Genomic DNA, 18,350 nt, shown 5'->3' with positions numbered 1-18,350 from the left:
GTCGGCGTCCGCCTCGGTGTGGCCCACCGCGACCACCGTGCCGGCGCCGGCGAGCCGCTCCACCGCGGCGAGGCGGGGGGCGGGGGTTCGGGTGTCCAGGGGAGGCATGCACAGGAGACGCGCGAGGTCCCTGTTCGTGACGCGGAGGCGCGGAATGCGTTCGGGTGGCGCAGTGATCGGTGTCAGACCGGCTCGACCGGCAGGGGCTGTGCCATCGTCGGGAGGGGCGGAGTCCCCGACGATCCGGAACCGACACCCAGGAGGGGACCGCATGGCGCACGCCGCGCTGATCATCCACAGCTCACGGAAGGTCGACGCGGCCGGGACGGTGGAGGACCACTGGCTCCGCGCGCGGGACGGCGCGATCACGGCGACCGGCACCGGCACCGGCTGGCAGGCGCAGGCGGAGGGGGCGGAGCTGCACGACGCGCGGGGCCTCACCGCTGTCCCGGGCTTCCTCGACCTCCACGTGCACGGAGGGGGCGGTCACGGCTTCGACGGAGGAGCGGAGGCGATCCGCGCGGGCCTCGCGCTGCACCGCTCCCGCGGCACCACGCGCTCGCTGGTCAGCCTGGTGTCGGCACCGCTGGAGCAGCTGGAGGCCTCTCTGGACGCGGTCTCGGCTCTCGCGGCCGCCGACCCGCTCGTGCTCGGCGCGCACCTGGAGGGCCCGTTCCTCGCGCCCTCGCGCAGGGGAGCGCACGACCCCGCGGCTCTCGTGCACCCCTCCTCCGGCGCGGTCAGCCGGCTGCTGGACGCCGCCCGCGGACGCCTCGCGCAGATCACGCTCGCGCCCGAACTGCCGGGAGCCCTCGCCGCGGTGGAGCGGCTCGCCGGCGCCGGCACGGTGGTCGCGGTGGGCCACACCGAGGCGGACGCCGACCAGGCGCGGGCAGCGTTCGACCGCGGAGCCCGGCTGGTCACGCACGCGTTCAACGCCATGCCCGGGATCGGCCACCGCTCCCCGGGCCCGATCCCGGTGGCCCTGGGGGACGAGCGGGTCGCGCTCGAGCTGATCCTCGACGGTCGGCACGTGGACGTCGAGGTGGTGCGGCTCGCGTTCGCGGCGGCTCCCGGGCGGATCGCGCTCGTCACCGACGCGATGGCGGCGGCCGGGGCGGGTGACGGAGTGCACCGCCTCGGCCCGCTCGACGTCGAGGTGCTCGGCGGCGTCGCCCGGCTCGCGGGCACCGCTGTGCTCGCCGGATCCACGCTCACGCAGGAGGAGGCCCTGCGGCGGGCCGTCGGGCCCGGCCGGCTCGGGCTGCAGGCGTCCGTCGCCGCCCTCACCGCCGTTCCCGCCCGCGTGCTCGGCCGTGGCGACCTCGGCCTGCTGGCCCCCGGGTACCGCGCCGACGTCGTCCTGCTCGACGCGTCGCTCCGCGTGCAGCGGGTCTGGGCCGAGGGGCGCCCGTTCCCCGACTCCGCGGACGGCGCGTCGCGACCCCGGGTCAGGGCGTCGGCGTCACGGTCCAGGTCCCCTCGGTCTGGACGGCCATGACGCCGGGCAGGTCGGCCTCGAACACCTCGGAGAAGGCGACGGAGTCGCCGAACAGCTGCGGCTGATCGGAGGTCGTGAACACGCGGCCGGAGAACGAGTCGTCCGGACCCGCGGGCGTGTAGTCGACCGTCACGCGCGGGACGTCGTCGGAGAAGAACAGGACGGCCGGGCCGGTGCCGGACTGCGCACCGCTCACCGTCGCGAGGTCGTTCCAGCTCTGCAGGCCGAGCGTCCACGGCCCGTCGGCTCGGACGATCACCTGCTGCTCGACGGGGTCGTCGCGGAAGATCCCGGTCAGGAACGACCCCGTCATCGGGGCGGCGGCCTCGCCGAAGGGCGTCATCCGGCCCGCGGCGGTGACGATCGCCGTGCCGGTGCAGGCCGAGCAGTCCAGGCTCAGGACGACCGCGAACTCGCCCTGCCGCTGGAACGACACGTCGGCCGGGCCGGTGCCCGAGACGGTGGCGGGGACTCCCTCGCCGACCGGCCCGGCGTCGACGACGGTTCCGACCGGCTCGGCGGTCGCCGGAGCGGAGGGGGTCGGGCTCGGAGTGATCAGGTCGGTGATGGCGGGTCTCGGCGTCCGCGAGGCGGGCGCGGACGCCGTGGCGCCCGCCTCGGCCCCGCCGCCGGCGGTGCACCCGCCCAGCAGCAGGAGCCCCGCCGCTGCCGTCGTCGCCACTGCCGCTGTCGTCCCCCGAGCCCTCATGCGTCCAGACTGCCAGGGCTGGTCCGGATCGTCGTCCCCGGAGGGAGTCAGAGGAGCAGGGCGCCGAGGCCCGCGGCGGCGAGGACGACGATCCACGGGGGCACGGTCCAGCGCGTCAGCGCCACGAAGGCGCCGATCGCGAGCGCCAGAGCGCCGGTCGAGCCGATGCCCTCGGTCAGCACCGGGTCGTAGAGGGCGCCGCCGAGCAGTCCCACCACGCCGGCGTTCACGCCGGCCAGCGCCCTCTGCGCGACCGGCAGGTGCCGCAGCCGCTGCCAGAACGGGAGCACGCCGACCACGAGCAGAGCGCCCGGCAGGAAGATCGCGACCAGCGCGATCGCCGCCCCCGCGACACCGTCCGGCGTCCCCGCGCCCACCGCGCCGAGGAACGCGGAGAAGGTGAAGAGCGGGCCGGGCACCGCCTGCGCCGCCCCGTATCCGGCCAGGAACTCGCTCTGCCCGACCGTGCCGGCGCCGACCGTCTGCGCCTCCAGCAGAGGCAGCACGACGTGGCCGCCCCCGAACACCAGAGCGCCCGACCGGTAGAAGACGGAGGCGAGACCCGCCGCTCCCTCGCCGGTGAGCGCGGCGAGCAGGGGGAGGCCGACCAGGAGGAGCCCCCAGAGGGCGAGGGCCGAGACCGCGAGCGCCGTCGGGATCCGGACCGCGAACCCCGGGCCGTCGTCCGGAGCCCCCTCCTCGCGGCGGAGCCAGAGAACGCCGGCCAGGCCCGCAGCCGCGATCACCGCCACCTGCAGCGCGGGCTCCGGGGCGAGGAGGACGGCGACAGCCGCTGCGCCGGCGATCGTCGCGCGGCGGCGGTCCGGTGCGAGCGAGCGCGCCATCCCGAGCACGGCCTGCGCGACGACCGCGGCCGCCGCCGCCTGGAGGCCCAGGAGCCAGCCGGCGGAGGCGACGTCGCCCGCACCGGCGACGAGCCCGGCGACGAGGACCAGGGCGATCGCCGAGGGGAGCGTGAATCCGCACCACGCGGCGACCAGTCCGGCGAGTCCCGCGCGCTGCAGGCCGACCGCCATCCCGACCTGGCTGGACGCGGGTCCGGGGAGGAACTGGCACAGCGCGACGAGGTCGGCGTACGCGCGATCGGTCAGCCAGCCGCGGCGCACCACGAACTCCTCGCGGAAGTAGCCGAGGTGCGCGATCGGCCCGCCGAACGAGGTCAGCCCGAGGCGGAGGAACACGAGGAGCACGGGGAGGGCGCCGCCCCGCTGCAGCCAACCCGTCTCCGACACGGGGGCATCCTGCCAGACGGCGGTGTCCAGCACGCGTCGTGTCACCGGAAAAGGGACGATAAGCGGCCGGATAAGCGATTCCTCGCCCATTCTCCTCCGGTCGATGAAACGGTGGGTAGAAATACTGAACCCCTTCTCATCCCCTCTGTTAGCCTGATCCGGCTTCCCTTTCCTTCTCGAGGAGAAGGTGATCCGCATCAGTAACGCGAGCGCTGCCGCTCGTTCACTGAACGCCTTCTCCTCCTCTTTCGATCGGTGTACCCGGAACGGTGACGATCGGAAAGGCTCTCTCTTCCGTGACTCCTCAGGACACTGCCGTCGGCGACTCCGCCGACTCCTCCCGCACCGGCTCCCGATCGGGCGTCAAGGCCCTCTCCGCTCTCTCCCGCCGCACGATCCTCGCCGGATCCGTCGCCGGCGCGGGCGCGATCGCCTTCGCGACGCCGGCCCTCGCGGCCGGCGACCTCACCGCGGTGCCCCGACTGCCCGGCGAGGTCTCGCGCCTGTCCACCGCCACGTCGAAGACGGGCGGGAAGCGCTACGAGATCATCGACGTCGTCGTCGCGGGGGACCGGGCGCGCCTGTTCGTGCCGCACGCGACGCCTCCGTCGCAGACCAGGGGCGCATCGATGCTCTGGTACTACCACGCCCGCAACGGCACCCACACGGCGCTCTCGAGCGCCTTCGCGTACTCGGCCGACCTCGCCGTGGACCGCGGCATCGTCAGCATCTGCCCGACCTACGGCGGCAGCATCTGGTCGAGCCCGCGGGCGATCGAGATCCAGGCCGCTGTCGCCGCCTGGGCCTCGTCGGTATGGCGGATCGACGCGAGCCTCCTCCGCTCCGACTCCGGGGGCGGGCCGCTTCTGACCTGGGCCTACGGGAAGCGGATGGTGCCGAACATCCGGGGCGCGTACCTCTGCAACAGCTCCTACGACATGGAGGAGCGGGCGGCGAGCGAACCGGACCGGATCGGCCCCGAGTACGCCGACGCCGCGGCCATCGCCGCCACCAACCCGGCGCGGCTGCCCGCGTCGGTGTGGCGCGGTGCGCGGCTGAGGATCACCGGATCGCCCGACGACAAGGTCGTGCCGTTCGCCCTGCACGGCGCCGCCCTCCACGCCGCGGCCCTGCCCCTGGCGAAGGAGGCGACGGTCCGCACCCACCCGGGGGAGGGCACCGACGGGCACAAGGTCCCGAGCTTCACCAACAAGGAGATGCTCGACACCTTCCAGCGCTGGATCACCGAGGGCCCCGTGCCGCAGACGGAGCCCGAGCCCGAGACGCCACCCGTGTCCACGCTGCCCGGCGCGGGCACCTACGAGAACGGCGCCGCGCAGATCGTCACCACCGGCACCTGGACGACGCTGAAGGCCACCGCGGACAGCGGCGGGAGCATCGCCTACTCGACCAGCTCCGGCGCCTCTGCGACGCTCGCCTTCACCGGCACGAGCATCGCCTGGATCAGCCGACTCACGTCGTCCTCCGGGATCAACGACGTCGAGCTCGACGGTGTGAAGGTCGCCTCCGTCGACCGCTACAGCGCGTCCACCCGCTCGAAGCAGACGGTGTGGAGCAGCGGACAGCTCGCCGCCGGGCCGCACACGCTGACGATCCGCCGGGGGAGCGGCCGCAATCCGGCCTCGACCGGGACCAACCTGCTGCTCGACTCCTTCGTGGTCGGCGACGCGACGCCTCCGCCGGCGACGACGCTGCCCGGAGCGGGCACCTACGAGAACGGCGCCGCCCCGATCGTCACGACCGGCACCTGGTCGACGTTGAAGGCGAGCACGGACAGCGGCGGCAGCATCGCCTACTCGACCACCGCGGGCGCCTCCGCCACCCTCGCCTTCACGGGTACCAGCGTGAGCTGGATCAGCCGCCTCACCGGCTCGTCCGGCATCAACGAGGTCGAGCTCGACGGAGTCAAGGTCGCGTCCGTCGACCGCTACAGCGCCGCGACGCGGTCGAAGCAGACGGTCTGGAGCAGCGGACAGCTCGCGGCCGGGCCGCACACGGTGACCATCCGCCGCGGGAGCGGCCGCAACCCGGCCTCGAGCGGCACCAACCTGATCCTCGACGCGTTCGTGGTCGGCGACGCCGCTCCGGTCCCCACGGTCACCGTGCCCACGCCGATCGCGGAGTGGTCCTTCGCCGAGAGCGCCGCCCCCTTCGCCTCGGCCGTCGCGGGCGCTCCGGCGCTCCGGCAGGGCGCGGGCTCCTCCGCCCGCGCCGTCGCCACGCCGTTCGGCACCGGAGTCGCCCTCAACGGGACGACGGACCACCTGGTCGTCCCCAAGGACGAGGTCGGCCCGCTCAACCTGGGCGCCTCGACCGGCCAGGTGACGATCGCGGTGTGGGTGCTCAACTCCGACGCGGACGGCGCCTGCATCGCGGGCGTCTGGGAGGAGTCGACGGTCGGGCCGCTGCGCTCCTATGCGCTGTTCAACAACCTCCCCGAGTACGGCGGCTGGGAGCGCGTGTGCATGCACGTCTCGAAGCTCGGCGGGCCGACGCCCGGCTACCCGTACTCGCGCGACTACTCGGTGGAGCCCCGCCGGATCACGCGCGGCGTGTGGCAGCTGCACGTCGGGACGTATGACGGCGCAGTCGCGGTCTCGTACCTCGACGGCGCCGCCACCGCGTATCCGGTGTACACCGACAAGCTCGGCGCGACCTACGCCAAGAACCCCTACGTCTACCCCGACGGCCTGAACGCGGCTCCGGGCGACTTCGTGGTCGGAGCGGTCGGCCGGGACGGCACGATGATCAACCGCTTCGCCGGCTCCCTCGCCCGACTGCGGGTGTGGGACCGGGCGCTGACCGCGGAGCAGGTGAAGCAGCTCTACTCGGCCGAGAAGGGCGCTCTCGGCTGACGATCCGAGGGCGGTGACACGAGTCCGAGAAGCGGATGATCCGCTTCTCGGACAAGGCCGTTCGAGCGATAGCGGGCGTCCCTCTTTCGAGGGTGGTGTTATCGGCTGAATACAGATCGGCGGGCGGCCGCTTCACGGCTGCTCCGCCGTTCTCCGCCGCCTGTATGCGCTGCGCGGAATTCCGTACTCAGGCGGACGTGCGCTCCCGGAGGGCCGTACGGCGGGGGATCATCGCCCGGCGGCCGCGCAGCCCTGTCCCGGATCTCGGAGTGCGGCCCCGCGCCAGATGCGCACCGGCGCGACCACCTCCCAGCCGAGGGTGAGGTAGAGGGAGCGGCCGTCCGTGCTGGCGACGAGGAGACCGCTCCGTGCACCCTTGGACCGGGCCCAGGCGGTGAGGGCGTCGACGACCCGCCGTCCCAGCCCGCGTCGGCGGAACCGCGCATCGGTCTCGATCCGGTCCAGGACCGCGACCGTCCCGTGCACGGCGGCGGTGCCCTGAGCGGCGACGACTCCGTCGACCAGCAGCCGGACGCTCGCCACTCCGTCGGCGGCCTCGAGCACGGCTCCCGCGAGCAGGGCACCCTCGGCGGTGCGGCCCGGGCCGAGGAGCGCCGCCATCAGGCTCTCGTCGCCCGCGACGAGCTCCAGCCCGGCGGCGGGCGCGAGGCGGGCGTCGTCGCCCAGGCCGATGACCGTCAGCCACTCCTGGGGCCCGGCCACCCGCTCGGCGCCCGCCTGCAGCGCGGAGGGCGACGGATCGACCAGGATCCGCTCCCGCGTGCGCGACTCCGCTCCGACATCGACCAGCCAGGCCCCGTCCCCGCGGACGCGCTGCACACCGCGTGCCCGGCACCAGCCCTCGACCCAGTCGTCCACCCGCTCCGTCGTCGTGATCACGCCCCGAGAGTAGCCGCGACCGGACGGGCGCGATCGTGGGAAGCGGGTTCTCCCGGCGGTGGCCGTCGATCCCCAGCAGGACCGCCCTCGCCCGGATCGCACCCCGCGCACCGCGATCCGCCGGGTCCTCCCGTTGTCAACCTCAGTGCCACGGCGCCGTCCCCGGCCCTACCGTCGGCGCGAGACATCCGCTGCACCGCCGGGACCCTGACGGCCGTGCCGAGAGTGAGGGGCCGATCCGATGCCCAGGCAGGACGGCGACCCGCGGAGCACCACCCGAGTGCTGCGCGAGCTGGTCTCCGCGTTCGAGGATCCGGGGGCCGTGCACCCGGCGCTCGCCCGGCAGGTGCGGAGCGCCGCCCGCGAGCTGCTCGGCGCGTCGGAGCGGGAACCGCTGCGCCTGCGCGTGCGGATGCCGACCCTGATGGTCCCGCGCTCGGTCGTGGACGAGGTGCCCGATCCGCCCCCGGTGCCGCCCGCCGCGCTCTGACCCGACGGCGCTCGTACACTCGGACGATGCGACACGGCATCGTCATCCTCCCGCAGGACCCGTGGGCCGAGGCCCGCCGGAAGTGGCAGTCGGCCGAGGGCCTGGGCTTCGACCACGCGTGGACCTACGACCACCTCTCCTGGCGCTCCCTCGCCGACCAGCCGTGGCACGCGACCGTCCCCACCCTCACCGCTGCCGCGATGGTGACCGAGACGCTCCGCCTGGGCACGTTCGTGGCCTCCCCGAACTTCCGCCACCCGGTGCCGTTCGCGAAGGAGATCGCGACGCTGGACGAGATCTCGGGCGGTCGGACCATCCTCGGGGTCGGCTCGGGCGGCACGGGCTTCGACGCGCGCGTGCTCGGGCAGCCCGACTACTCGCCCCGGCAGCGGCACGAGCGCTTCACCGAGTTCGTCACAGCCCTCGACGCGCTGCTGCGCTTCGAGGAGCCCGGCTCGGGCGGAGTGGACCTCGAGGGGGAGTGGTTCACCGCCCGCTCGGCGCGCATGGTGGGCGAGCCCGTGCAGAGCCCCCGCGTCCCGTTCGTCCTCGCCGCGAACGGGCCGAAGGGCCTCGCGCTCGTCGCCGATCGCGGGCAGGGCTGGGTCACCACCGGCCCGGAGGGAGTGTCGAGCGAGGAGTGGTGGCGGGCGGTCGCGTCCCTCTCCCGGCGGCTCGACGCGGCGCTCGAGGCGGCCGGGCGCGACCCGCGCACCGTCGAGCGCCACCTCTCGCTCGACTCCGGGAGCGACTACTCCCTCGAGAGCGTCGCCCGGTTCGAGGACATGGCCGGCCGGGCGGAGGAGCTCGGCTTCACGGACGTGATCGCGCACTGGCCGCGGCGCGACGGCGTCTACGCGGGCGACGACGAGGTCCTCTACGAGGTCGCCTCGCGCTTCTGACCGGGCCTCGGGGGCTCCGGAGCGGTCCTCAGACCGCGCGGGCGCTCCCGCGGTCGACGAGACGCGCGGGCAGGAGGCGGATCGACGGCTCCTCGCCGCGGGACGGCTGCTCGATCCGCTCGACGAGCGTGTCGACCAAGTGCGCGCCGAGCTCGGCGGCTCCTGTCTCGACGTAGCTGTAGGGGAGCGAGAAGTCGCGGGCGAACTCGGCCGAGTACAGGCTCACGACGGACAGCTGCCCGGGCACGGCGACAACGCGTCGGCCCAGGATCGCGGGAAGCATCGCGATGGTCCGGTCGCTGTGGACGACCAGCGCGGTGACACCGGGGTTGTCGTCGAGGAACGCCGTGACCATCGGCTCGACGGCGTCGGCGGCGGTGGCGGCAGGGCGCAGCACCAGCTCGATCCCGAGCCGACCGGCGGTCTCGAGAGCCGACTCGCGGAACCGGAGCCCGTAGGTCCCTCCGCGGTCGAAGACGCGCTCAGGAGGGGTGACGAGACCGATGCTCCGATGCCCGAGGGCGCCCAGGTGCTCGATCAGCAGGCGGGCCGCGTCGCCGAAGTCGAGGTCGAAGACGTCCACCCCGGAGGCGTCCGCGGGCACGCCGAGGGCGGCACCGGGCCGCCGCGAGGCGCGCAGGACGGGCAGCCGGTCGTCGTCGTCCGCGACGCTCAGGAGGATCAGTCCGTCGACCTGGCCGGAGCGCGTGAGCCGGCGGACGGCAGCCGCCCCGTCGGCCTCGGTGGCCAGCAGCACGTCGTAGCCGAGCTCGCGGGCGCGGGCCGTGATGGGGAGGACGTACTCGACCATCGCGGGCGCGAACTCGTCCGGGTCGAAGTGGACGAGCAGGCCCAGCGCCATGGTGCGGCGCGTCGCGAGCGCCCGTGCTCCGGCGTTGACCGTGAAGTCGAGCTCGGCGATCGCGTCCTCGATGCGCTTGCGCGTCTCGGGGGAGATGCTGCGCTTGCCGGAGAGGACGTACGACACCGTGCTGCGAGAGACCCCTGCCGCTTTCGCGACGTCTCCGATCGTGGCCATCTCCACCCCCGCTCGAACCGTGTCGAGAGTGGCAGTGCGGCGCGGCGCACGCAACTCGGGCGCCGCGTCCCCGGAGCGAGGACCGGACGCTGCGGCTCCGGCGCTCTGCTCGTCCACGGCGCGCTCGTCCCCGTCGGGGAACCTCCGGTCCCGACGACACGCCGACGCGGCCGGGCGCACGAGGTGCCCGGCCGCGTCAGGGCGTTCTGGACGGATCAGCCGCAGCGCGCCGCACCGTAGGCCGGTGCCGTGGATCCGCTCGCCGCAGCGCCGTCGACCGTCCCCGCGATCCGCACGTCGAGAGCGCCGGCTCCGACACTCGCAGCGCGGGTGCTGAAGGCGGCTGAGACCGTCTTGCCGGGAGCGACCCCGGTGAAGGTCTTCGTGCCCCAGGCCGAGCCGATCGTGATGTCAGCGGCGACCGCGCTGGTGTTGGTCGCCGTCCCCGTGATCGTGACCTTCCCCGCGGTGCAGCGCGAGGCCGCCGTGCCGCTCACCGTCAGGCCCGTGGTCCGCCCGACGAAGGGCGTGACCGAGATCCTGTCGATGTTGGGCGCGTACTGCGAGGTGAGCAGGACGCCGGGGAAGGTGTCGGAGAGGTAGGTCGTCCCGTCGAAGCCCGGGAGCTCCTTCGAGGTGATCGCGATGGTGTTCGAGCCCTTCCTGAGCGTGACCGGCACGCTCAGGTCCCACAGCTGGTTCTGGTGGAACGTGTGCGGGAAGAGCACGCGCTGCGTCACTCCGTTGACCGTGATGTCCGCGTGGCGGGCGAGCGGGTCGGGGTTGTAGTGCGTCGCGGGGGACTGCTCCTCGTTGGAGTAGCGCAGCGTGAGCGCGTACGTCCCGTCCTGCTCAGCCTTCACGTCGCCGAAGGTCAGGGTCGAGTCGCCGTCGCGTCCGCCCCCGATGTTCCCGACGGCCTTGCCGCCCGACGCGAAGGACAGGTCGCGGACCGTGGCGGGGCCGGTGATCGTGGCCGCCTCCGCCTCATAGCTCGTCGTCGCGGGCGGGTTCGCGCTCGCTCCGATGACGATCCGATCGACGAGGAGCGTGCCGCTCGTGCCGACGACCTCGATCTTGTTCACGCCGCCCGAGAGGAAGACCTGACGGGTCGAGCTCGCGCCCACCGGCCCGACCTTCACATCGTTCACGTAGAGGTCGCCGGTGCCGCCGCCCAGGGTGTCCACGGTCACGGAGGACGGCGCGTCCTTCGCGGAGTAGCCCCAGACGGTGGTGGAGGCGCCGCTGGTGAGCTTCGCCGTGCCCGAGCCGGAGACGCCGGCGCGGGAGTAGTCGGCCGTCGCTCCGTTGTCGAGCGTGCCGGTCTCGGCCTCGTGGATCGAGGTCGCGGCGGCCGCGCTGGGGAGGGAGAGCTCGATCTTGTCGACGATCGCGTCGCCCACGGTCGACTTCGTGCCGGCGAGGTTCTTCGCGGCGAGCGAGATCGTGTGGGTGCCGGCGGTCAGCTTCACCTTGGTGTCCGCGTGGTCCCAGACCACGAACTTGTAGGCCAGCGGAAGGAGGATCTCCTGCTCCGCAGCGCCGTCGACGCTCAGGAACGCGTTGATCGGACCCTGCTGGGCGTTGGCGGCGTAGGTGTTGAGGGAGTTGGCGAAGACGCTGAGGTCGTACTCGCCGTCCTTCGGGACGGTGACCGCGAAGTCGAGCTTCAGGTCGCCGCCGGTGCGGATCCCGCCGACGTTGCGTCCGCCCGAGGTGTAGAAGCCACCGACGTTGGTCGGCGAGCCCTCGGGTCCGTTGAGGTTCCGCGATCCGGTGTAGCGGGCGTCCTCGGCCTCGTACTTCTGGCGGAAGTCGACGGGCGAGGCGGACGGCGACGACGCGTTGGCGCCCGGGGTCAGGACGACCTCGTAGGCGGAGTCGACGTCGAGCGCGGGGAGGGATCCGCCGAAGTCGAGCGAGAGGGCGCCGTCCACGACGGACGCGTCGAACTCCTTCACCGTCTGCGGGGCTCCCGAGTCGCCGACCTGGCCGGTCCAGCGGATCTCGCTGACCTCCACGTGGACCTTCGAGCCGAAGGTGGCGGCCGGGATGCGCTCGAACGCGACCTTCTGCGAGCCGCCGACGCCACCGAAGAGGGCTCTCGCCTGCTTGGCTGCGGTGTCGAGGGTCGCGACGCCCTGGAGGGTGTAGCTCTGGCCGGGCTTGGGCGGCGTGACCGCGACGGTGTCGCCGGTCATCGAGGCGTAGGCGTTGAGGAGCCACCACTGGCCGTTGGCGCGGTTGGCCTGCACCGCGGAGTCGGAGAGGTTGCCGTCGATGTTCCAGTAGGCGATGTCGCCGTCGACCTTCTTGTCCTCGAGCGCGCTGATCCACTGGACCATCTGGCCGGGCACGGAGGTGTGGTAGTTGAAGGCGTACTCGTTGAGGTTCACCGGCAGGTGCTTCCCGGCGTAGGACGTGCCCGCGTACAGCTCGTCCTCCCAGGCCCGGAAGCGGTCGACGTTGGTGCGGATCTCACCCGGGGCGCTCAGCTCGTGCCAGGTCATCACGTCGGGGACGGTGTCCTGCTCGAGCGTGTGGGTCATGAACCCGCGGACCTGGTCGTAGAGGACGCTGGTGTTCGGTCCGGCGATGCGGGCGTCGGGCATCCTGTCGCGGATCAGCGCGTAGGTGCTGTCCCAGGCCGCGAAGAACGCGGTCGGGTCCTCCAGCCAGCTCTTCCCGTCGTAGCTCCACTTCCCGTTGCCGAACATGTTGCCCTCGGGCTCGTTGAACGGCACGAACACGATGTTGTCCTGGTACTCCTCGGGGAGCGCGAGCACCTGGTCGACCTGCGTGGCGATCTTCGCCTGGTAGTCGGCCAGCTTCTCCTGGGGAGTGCTGCCCGGCCACTCGTAGGGGAAGCCGCGGTAGGTGTCCGTCATGTAGATGTAGGTGTCGCCGTCCGAGGTGTCGGCGACGGCCTTCGCGACGCTCAACGCGTCCGCGCCCGGATGCTGCGGCCCGTCCTGCGCCTTGGTCGAGACCGTGCGCAGGTCGATCCCCTCGAGGAGGTTGTCGGAGGGGAGGCCCTCGCCGTAGACCCCGTAGAGGGTGCCGGACGCGCCGCCCATGAACTCCCCGGTGCTCGTGCCGAGGTCGATGGTCATCTCGTCGAGTGCGCGCACCGTGACGGTCGCCGTGACCGCGGTGCCGAGGCCGGTGACGGTGCCCTTCACGGTGAAGGTGCCGCGCTTCGCGTACGCGGAGGCGGGGACGCTCTCCCAGGTGACCGGGGCGTCGCGGTTCACGCCGTCGGAGTAGGTGGCGGGGACCCCCGGCAGGGCCGGCGCGACGCCGATGCCGGTGGTGACCGCGACGCTCGTCGAGAGAACGCCGGTGACGGCCGGCGCGGCGTCGCCCGCCAGACCCCGGACCTGAGCGGCGGTCAGAGCCCGGTTGTAGACGCGGAAGTCGTCGATCGCTCCGTCGAAGTAGGGGTGCACGTTCCAGAGCGCCCGGCCGATGTTGCCGCTCTTGGAGGCGGAGGCGGAGTAGAGCTGCTTCGCGAGATCGACGGAGGCGGGAGCCGTCGCGACCTGCAGACCGTTGAGGTACAGGGTCACGGTCGTGCCGTCCATCGTCGCGGTGACGTTGACCCACTGGTCCTTCTGCAGCGGCGAGGAGCTGGAGACCCCGGTCTCACCGCCGTCCTTCAGCTGCTTGATGATCGCGCGGGCGCTGCCGCCGTCGAACGACGGAGCGAAGGCCGACGCGGCGTCGGGGCTGATGCCCAGGCACCACAGCCACTGGAAGCCTCCGGTGCCGGACCACTTCGTCCAGGCGGAGACGGTGGTCTGCGTCACGCCCTGGAAGAGCCCGTTCGGCACGGTCAGGTACGGCGCGGAGGTCGAGTCCGCCGCGCCCCCGGGAAGGTCGATCGCGGTCGTACCGGCCTTCCGACCCGCGACGTACGTCGCTCTCGCGCTGTTGACGACGGTGCCGTCGAGCTTCTTCGACGAGAGGTCGGCGACCGTGGATCCGGACACCTGCCCCTGCTCGAAGTCGTACTGGAGGATGAGCGCGTCGGCGGGGACGGAGGTGTCGGCCGCGGAGGCGGACTCGGCGCTCGGGAGAGCGACGGCGAGGGCGGCGAGTGTCGCGGCACTCAGCGCGAGGGCGAGGGAGCGGGTGCCGCGCCTCGGGGAGGACATCGTTGTCACGCTGGTCACTTTCTGTGGGGACAGCCGGCCGGACGACGGCGGGCGTCGGTCCGGGGTCGGAGCAACCGTGCTTCGAACCGGTTCGACAAAACTAGGTTCCGCGCCTGCGACACGCAAGAGGACCTGAGAAGTTCCTCGTCCGGCTCGCAGGTGACGGCGGTCGCTCCGGGCTCTCGCCGGGACCCGTCAGCCCGCCGGAGCGGCCGTCGCCGCGACGCTCGACGGTGAGCGGACGGGCGCGCGTCGCCGGGGGAGTGCTGCTGATCGGGATGCTCGCCGGATGCACGGCGGGTCCCTCCGCTCCCGTCGACGACCGGATCATCGTCGCCGCGGAGACCGGCGACCGGCCCGCAGGAGGACGTCCTGGACGCGGTCGAGGGGAGCCGCCCGGACTGGCTGAGCCCGGACGGCGTCCTCCCGCGGTGACCCGCAGGACCGCGGCGGCCTGTGCCGCGTGCGGGAGGATGAGGGCATGACGCTCCCTCCGCCGACGCTCCTCTCCCCGCCGCTCCAGGACCGGCTGGCCCGGTGGTTCGACGAGGAGGCGCCGCCGGCCCCCTCGGTGAGCTGGGCCCTGTTCGACCGCAGCGGGCTCCTCGTCCACCACGGCCGCGGCGAGCACCGCCTCGACGGGGCCGTTCCCGGGCCCGGGACCGTGCACCGCATCGCCTCCATGTCGAAGAGCTTCGAGGCGGCGGCGGTGCTGATCCTGCGCGACCGCGGGCTGCTCCGCCTCGACGACCGCGTCGCCGACCACGTGCCGGAGTTCACCGACCCGCTCGACTCCGCGGGCCGACCGCTGCCCGTGACGGTCAGGATGCTCCTCAGCAACTGCTCGGGTCTCCCGGAGGACAACGGCTGGGCCGACGACGTCATGGCTCTGACGCGGGAGGAGTTCCTCGAGGTCGTCGGCCGCGGGCTGACCTTCACGGAGCGGCCGGGTGAGGTCTACCAGTACTCCAACATCGGCTTCTGGCTGCTCGGCGTGCTCGTCGAGAACGTGACCGGGGAGGACTTCCCGTCCTTCGCGACGCGGACGATCCTCGAGCCGCTCGGTTTCCACGACACCCGCTACGACAGCGGCGACTACCCCGACGGCACCGACCTGGCGGCCGGCTTCAGCACCTTCGACGACGGAGCGACCTGGGTGCCCCGCCCCGTCACCGGCACCGGAGCGGGCGCCTGCGCAGCGAGCCTGTTCAGCACGGTCGGCGACATCGCCCGCTGGAGCGGCTGGCTCTCCTCCGCGTTCGAGGGCGAGGACGGCGCGGACGACGGCCCGGTGCTGAGCCGCGCCTCCCGCCGCGAGATGCAGCGCGGCTGGACGCCGGTCCCCGCGCTGAGCCCTCGCGCCGTCGAGAGCACGCTCGACGGCTCCGCCTACGGGTTCGGCCTCGTCGTCGAGCACGACGTCCGCTTCGGCGGGATCGCCCACCACTCCGGCGGCCTGCCGGGCTGGTCGTCGAACATGCGGTGGCATCTGGAGTCGGGCCTGGGGGCCGTGGTCTTCGCGACCGCGAACGGGGCGAAGCTCGCCGCCGCCGCGACGGGACTGCTCCGCGCCGCCCTCGAGGACACCGCTCCTCCGGCGCGGACCATCACCCTCCTCCCGTCGACGCTCGCCGCGGCCGCCGCCGTCGAGGCCGCGATCGTCGCGGGAGACCTCACCCGGGCGGTGGAGCCGGGCAGCGGCGCCCTGTTCAGCCCCAACCTGCTGAGCGATGTGCCGGCCGACGTGCGCGCCCGCCGCCTCGCCACGGCGATCGCGGAGATCGGCGGGCTCGCCGAGGACCCGACCGCGAGGCCGCTGGTGGAGCGGCTGCTCTGGAGCGCCTCCGCGGCGCAGGCGGCCTTCCTCCTGCCGGGCCGCGACGGAGAGCTCGAGTGCCGGCTCGAGACCACGCCGACCGTCCCGGCCCTGATCCAGCGCCTCGAGATCGTCGTGCGCGAGGCGCCGACGGCTGCCCTCCCGGTCGTGCGCTTCTACCGTCCTCGGGCCGGCTAGCGGTCGAAGACGAGGCGCGGACGCGGCGGACCTCGACGCTCCCGCACCGAGAACGGCGGGCGGCCCTCGAGGGACCGCCCGCCGTCACGCTCCCGCGGTCAGCGGATCGTCGTGCTCGCCGTGTCCGCGTTGCTGCGGATGGACGGGTCGGGCGTCTTCGTCGAGAACGCCGCCGCCAGCGCGGTCGCCGTGCCCGAGACGGCCGCCCTCACCGTGATCTTCTCCGACACGGTCCGCCCGTCCGCCAGGCCGGCCCGCTGAAACACCACGACGTTCCCGACCCTGGTGTACGAGCCGGTCGCCGAGACGAACTGCACGCTCGCGGGCAGGACGACCTGCGAGAAGACCGACGCCGAGGCGGCCGGACCGGCGTTCGTCGTGATGAGGGTGTAGGTGAGCGTCCTCCCCTTCACCGCCGAGGCCGGCCCGGAGAGGTCGACGCGCAGATCGGCCTTCGTCGCGACCTGCTTCGGCGAGACCGTCAGCGTGCTCGTCGCCCGAGCCGTGCCCGCCGAGTTCGCGGCCTGGATGCTGAAGGTGGTGGTCCCGGCCGTGGTCGGCGTCCCGGAGAGGCGCCCGGTCGCGTCGAGGGTGAGTCCGGCGGGCAGTGCGCCGGAGACCAGGGAGACCGACGGAGCGGGCGTGCCGCTCACCGCGTAGCGGAAGTCGTAGGCCGAGCCGACGACGCCGGCCGCGACCGTCCCGGAGAGGGTCGGCGCGACCGTCGGCGACGAGACGGTGACGGTGCTGGTGGTCTCCGCGGAGGCGGTGCCGGCGCGGGCCGCCAGCGTGAACGTGAAGGTGCCCGGCGCGGACGGAGTCCCGGTCAGGCGCCCGGCCGGAGTCAGGGTGAGGCCGGACGGGAGCGCACCGGAGGAGACGGCCACCGACGGCGCGGGGAAGCCGGAGACGGTGTAGCCGAAGTCGTAGGGGGTGCCGACGACGCCCGGCCCGGGGGTGCCGGAGATCGCCGGTGCAGCGGCGGCGGGGGAGACGACGACGGTGCTGGTGGTCTCCGCGCTCCCCGCAGCGTTCGAGGCCCGCAGGGTGAAGGTGGAGCGTCCGTCGGCGGTCGGCGTCCCGGTCAGGCCGCCACGATCATCGAGGCTCAGGCCGGCGGGGAGCGTTCCGGAGACGAGCGAGACCGTCGGCGCCGGTGTGCCCGTCACGCTGTATTCGAAGTCGTACGGGGTGCCCACCGTCGCGGCGGGCGGGTCGCCGGCCAGGGTCGGCGCGACCGTCGTCTCCGCCACGGCGAACGTGTGCGGGGCCCCGACGGTGGCGCCGAAGGGGTTCCGCGCGGAGACGGCGAAGGTGGACGTGCCCGCGGTCGTCGGCGTGCCGGAGAGGAGCCCGGACGCGCTGAGGGTCAGGCCGTCGGGGAGTGAGCCGGAGGCGATCGCGAACGAGGCGGGGCGGTCGGCCGCGAAGGTGTACGAGGCGGCCGCTCCGAGCGGCCCGGACGCGGGAGGAGCATCCGCCGTCAGGACCGGACGCGGGCCCCGGGCGAGCACGTGATCGGGTCCGGCTGCGAGAGCCGTCGTGCCGGCGAGGCCGGCGGGTGACTGCAGCTGCCCGGCCGAGCTCCGGCCCCAGCCGACGATCGTGCCGTCGCCCTTCAGCGCGAGGCTGTAGTCGGACGCGGCGGCGATCGCCACGACCCCGGACAGGCCTTCCGGCACCGTGGTCTGGCCGTAGTCGACGACGACCGAGTCGGAGCTCGCGCCCCAGGCGACGACGGTGCCGTCCTCCTTCAGCGCGAGGCTGTGGGTCTCTCCCGCCGCGACGGCCACCACGCCCTCGAGCCCCGCGGGGACGTCGGTCTGCCCGTAGAGGTCCCAGCCCCAGGCGACCACCCTCCCGCCGGACACGGCGAGGCTGTGGCGCCGGCCCGCGGCGATGGCCGTGACGCCTCCGAGGCCGGCCGGGACCAGGCCCTCGCCCAGCCCGTTGCTGCCCCACGACGTGACGGTGCCGTCGTTGCCGAGCGCGAGGCTGTTGTCGCGGGAGGACGAGATCGCGACGATCCCGGTCAGCGCGGCACTCCTCGACACCTGCCCGTCGCCGTCGTAGCCCCAGGAGACGACGGTCCCGTCGCTCTTCAGCGCATGGCTGCTGTAGTCGCCGGCGGAGACCGCGACGACCCCCGTGAGACCGTCGGGGACGCTGGTCTGCCCGTACGACCCGCGGCCCCAGGCGACGACCCCGCCGTCGCCTTTCGCGGCGAGGCTGTGGGTCCGGCCCGCGGCGAGGGAGAGGACGCCCTCGACCCCGGCCGGGACCGTGGTCTTCCCGTCGGTGCCGCTTCCCCAGGCCGCCACCCCGAGGACAGGGGCGGACGGAGCGGCGACCGCCGCGAGAGGAACGGCGGTGCCGACGAGGAGCGCGACGGCCGCGGTCAACCCGAGCAGACCCCGCCGGAGCCGCCGCGCCGCTCCTGGATCCCGCGGCTGCGACGTGCCGTCCTGGACGGCGGGCGGACGAGGGACGGTGCTGGAGCGCATGTGCT

At 73.6% G+C, this 18,350-nt stretch carries 11 protein-coding genes; 5 read left to right on the top strand and 6 right to left on the bottom strand.

Annotated elements, in window-relative coordinates; translation table 11 throughout:
* Nucleotides 1-271 precede the first annotated feature (271 nt).
* Nucleotides 272-1,501, top strand: a complete 1,230-nt coding sequence (locus C5C56_RS01635) for an N-acetylglucosamine-6-phosphate deacetylase (RefSeq protein ID WP_104319009.1) — start codon at nt 272-274, stop codon at nt 1,499-1,501.
* On the opposite strand, the gene C5C56_RS01630 is transcribed toward C5C56_RS01635, so the two are convergent.
* Together C5C56_RS01630 and chrA are read right to left on the bottom strand one after the other, a co-directional pair.
* Entirely contained in the window at nt 1,452-2,183 is a 732-nt protein-coding gene (locus C5C56_RS01630) for a hypothetical protein (RefSeq protein ID WP_104225243.1), read from the bottom strand. The genes C5C56_RS01635 and C5C56_RS01630 overlap by 50 nt on opposite strands.
* Nucleotides 2,184-2,257: 74 nt before the next feature.
* Nucleotides 2,258-3,463, bottom strand: coding sequence for a chromate efflux transporter (gene chrA / locus C5C56_RS01625; protein ID WP_258065537.1), 1,206 nt, complete (start codon nt 3,461-3,463; stop codon nt 2,258-2,260).
* 296 nt (nt 3,464-3,759) lie between these two features.
* Between chrA and C5C56_RS01620 the strand changes: the two genes are divergently transcribed.
* Nucleotides 3,760-6,339, top strand: a complete 2,580-nt coding sequence (locus tag C5C56_RS01620; protein WP_104260708.1) for a LamG-like jellyroll fold domain-containing protein — start codon at nt 3,760-3,762, stop codon at nt 6,337-6,339.
* Nucleotides 6,340-6,567: 228 nt separating this feature from the next.
* Here C5C56_RS01620 and C5C56_RS18115 read toward each other — a convergent pair whose 3' ends face one another.
* Nucleotides 6,568-7,239, bottom strand: coding sequence for a GNAT family N-acetyltransferase (locus tag C5C56_RS18115; RefSeq protein ID WP_219813867.1), 672 nt, complete (start codon nt 7,237-7,239; stop codon nt 6,568-6,570).
* Between the two features lie 241 nt (nt 7,240-7,480).
* Here C5C56_RS18115 and C5C56_RS01610 point away from each other — a divergent pair, with 241 nt between their 5' ends.
* Nucleotides 7,481-7,729, top strand: coding sequence for a hypothetical protein (locus C5C56_RS01610; RefSeq protein WP_146076891.1), 249 nt, complete (start codon nt 7,481-7,483; stop codon nt 7,727-7,729).
* Between the two features lie 26 nt (nt 7,730-7,755).
* Entirely contained in the window at nt 7,756-8,631 is an 876-nt protein-coding gene (locus tag C5C56_RS01605; RefSeq protein ID WP_104273073.1) for an LLM class flavin-dependent oxidoreductase, read from the top strand.
* Between the two features lie 28 nt (nt 8,632-8,659).
* On the opposite strand, the gene C5C56_RS01600 is transcribed toward C5C56_RS01605, so the two are convergent.
* A complete protein-coding gene (locus tag C5C56_RS01600) occupies nt 8,660-9,670 on the bottom strand; it encodes a LacI family DNA-binding transcriptional regulator (RefSeq protein ID WP_104222146.1) in 1,011 nt (336 codons plus the stop codon).
* A 215-nt stretch (nt 9,671-9,885) separates the two neighbouring features.
* Nucleotides 9,886-13,827: a LamG-like jellyroll fold domain-containing protein gene (locus C5C56_RS01595; protein WP_104319007.1), complete on the bottom strand. Its 3,942-nt coding sequence runs from the start codon at nt 13,825-13,827 to the stop codon at nt 9,886-9,888.
* Between the two features lie 481 nt (nt 13,828-14,308).
* Between C5C56_RS01595 and C5C56_RS01590 the strand changes: the two genes are divergently transcribed.
* A complete protein-coding gene (locus C5C56_RS01590) occupies nt 14,309-15,841 on the top strand; it encodes a serine hydrolase (RefSeq protein WP_104319006.1) in 1,533 nt (510 codons plus the stop codon).
* Nucleotides 15,842-15,939: 98 nt separating this feature from the next.
* Here C5C56_RS01590 and C5C56_RS01585 read toward each other — a convergent pair whose 3' ends face one another.
* Nucleotides 15,940-18,345 carry a putative Ig domain-containing protein gene (locus tag C5C56_RS01585; RefSeq protein ID WP_104319005.1) on the bottom strand — a complete coding sequence of 802 codons (2,406 nt, stop codon included), beginning with the start codon at nt 18,343-18,345 and terminating at the stop codon, nt 15,940-15,942.
* Nucleotides 18,346-18,350: the final 5 nt, after the last annotated feature.

The sequence above is a fragment of the Rathayibacter sp. AY1D1 genome (assembly GCF_002932635.1).
Lineage (GTDB): Bacteria > Actinomycetota > Actinomycetes > Actinomycetales > Microbacteriaceae > Rathayibacter.
The sequence above is the reverse complement of the archived record's forward strand: the minus strand, read 5'-3'. Positions and strand labels throughout refer to the sequence as shown.

Excerpts from the sequence above, each read along its gene's own strand:
- C5C56_RS01635 (WP_104319009.1), top strand. The coding sequence starts at position 272 with ATGGCGCACGCCGCGCTGATCATCCACAGCTCACGGAAGGTCGACGCG.
- C5C56_RS01610 (WP_146076891.1), top strand. The coding sequence starts at position 7,481 with ATGCCCAGGCAGGACGGCGACCCGCGGAGCACCACCCGAGTGCTGCGC.
- C5C56_RS01605 (WP_104273073.1), top strand. The coding sequence starts at position 7,756 with ATGCGACACGGCATCGTCATCCTCCCGCAGGACCCGTGGGCCGAGGCC.
- C5C56_RS01600 (WP_104222146.1), bottom strand. The coding sequence starts at position 9,670 with ATGGCCACGATCGGAGACGTCGCGAAAGCGGCAGGGGTCTCTCGCAGC.
- C5C56_RS01595 (WP_104319007.1), bottom strand. The coding sequence starts at position 13,827 with ATGTCCTCCCCGAGGCGCGGCACCCGCTCCCTCGCCCTCGCGCTGAGT.
- C5C56_RS01590 (WP_104319006.1), top strand. The coding sequence starts at position 14,309 with ATGACGCTCCCTCCGCCGACGCTCCTCTCCCCGCCGCTCCAGGACCGG.
- C5C56_RS01585 (WP_104319005.1), bottom strand. The coding sequence starts at position 18,345 with ATGCGCTCCAGCACCGTCCCTCGTCCGCCCGCCGTCCAGGACGGCACG.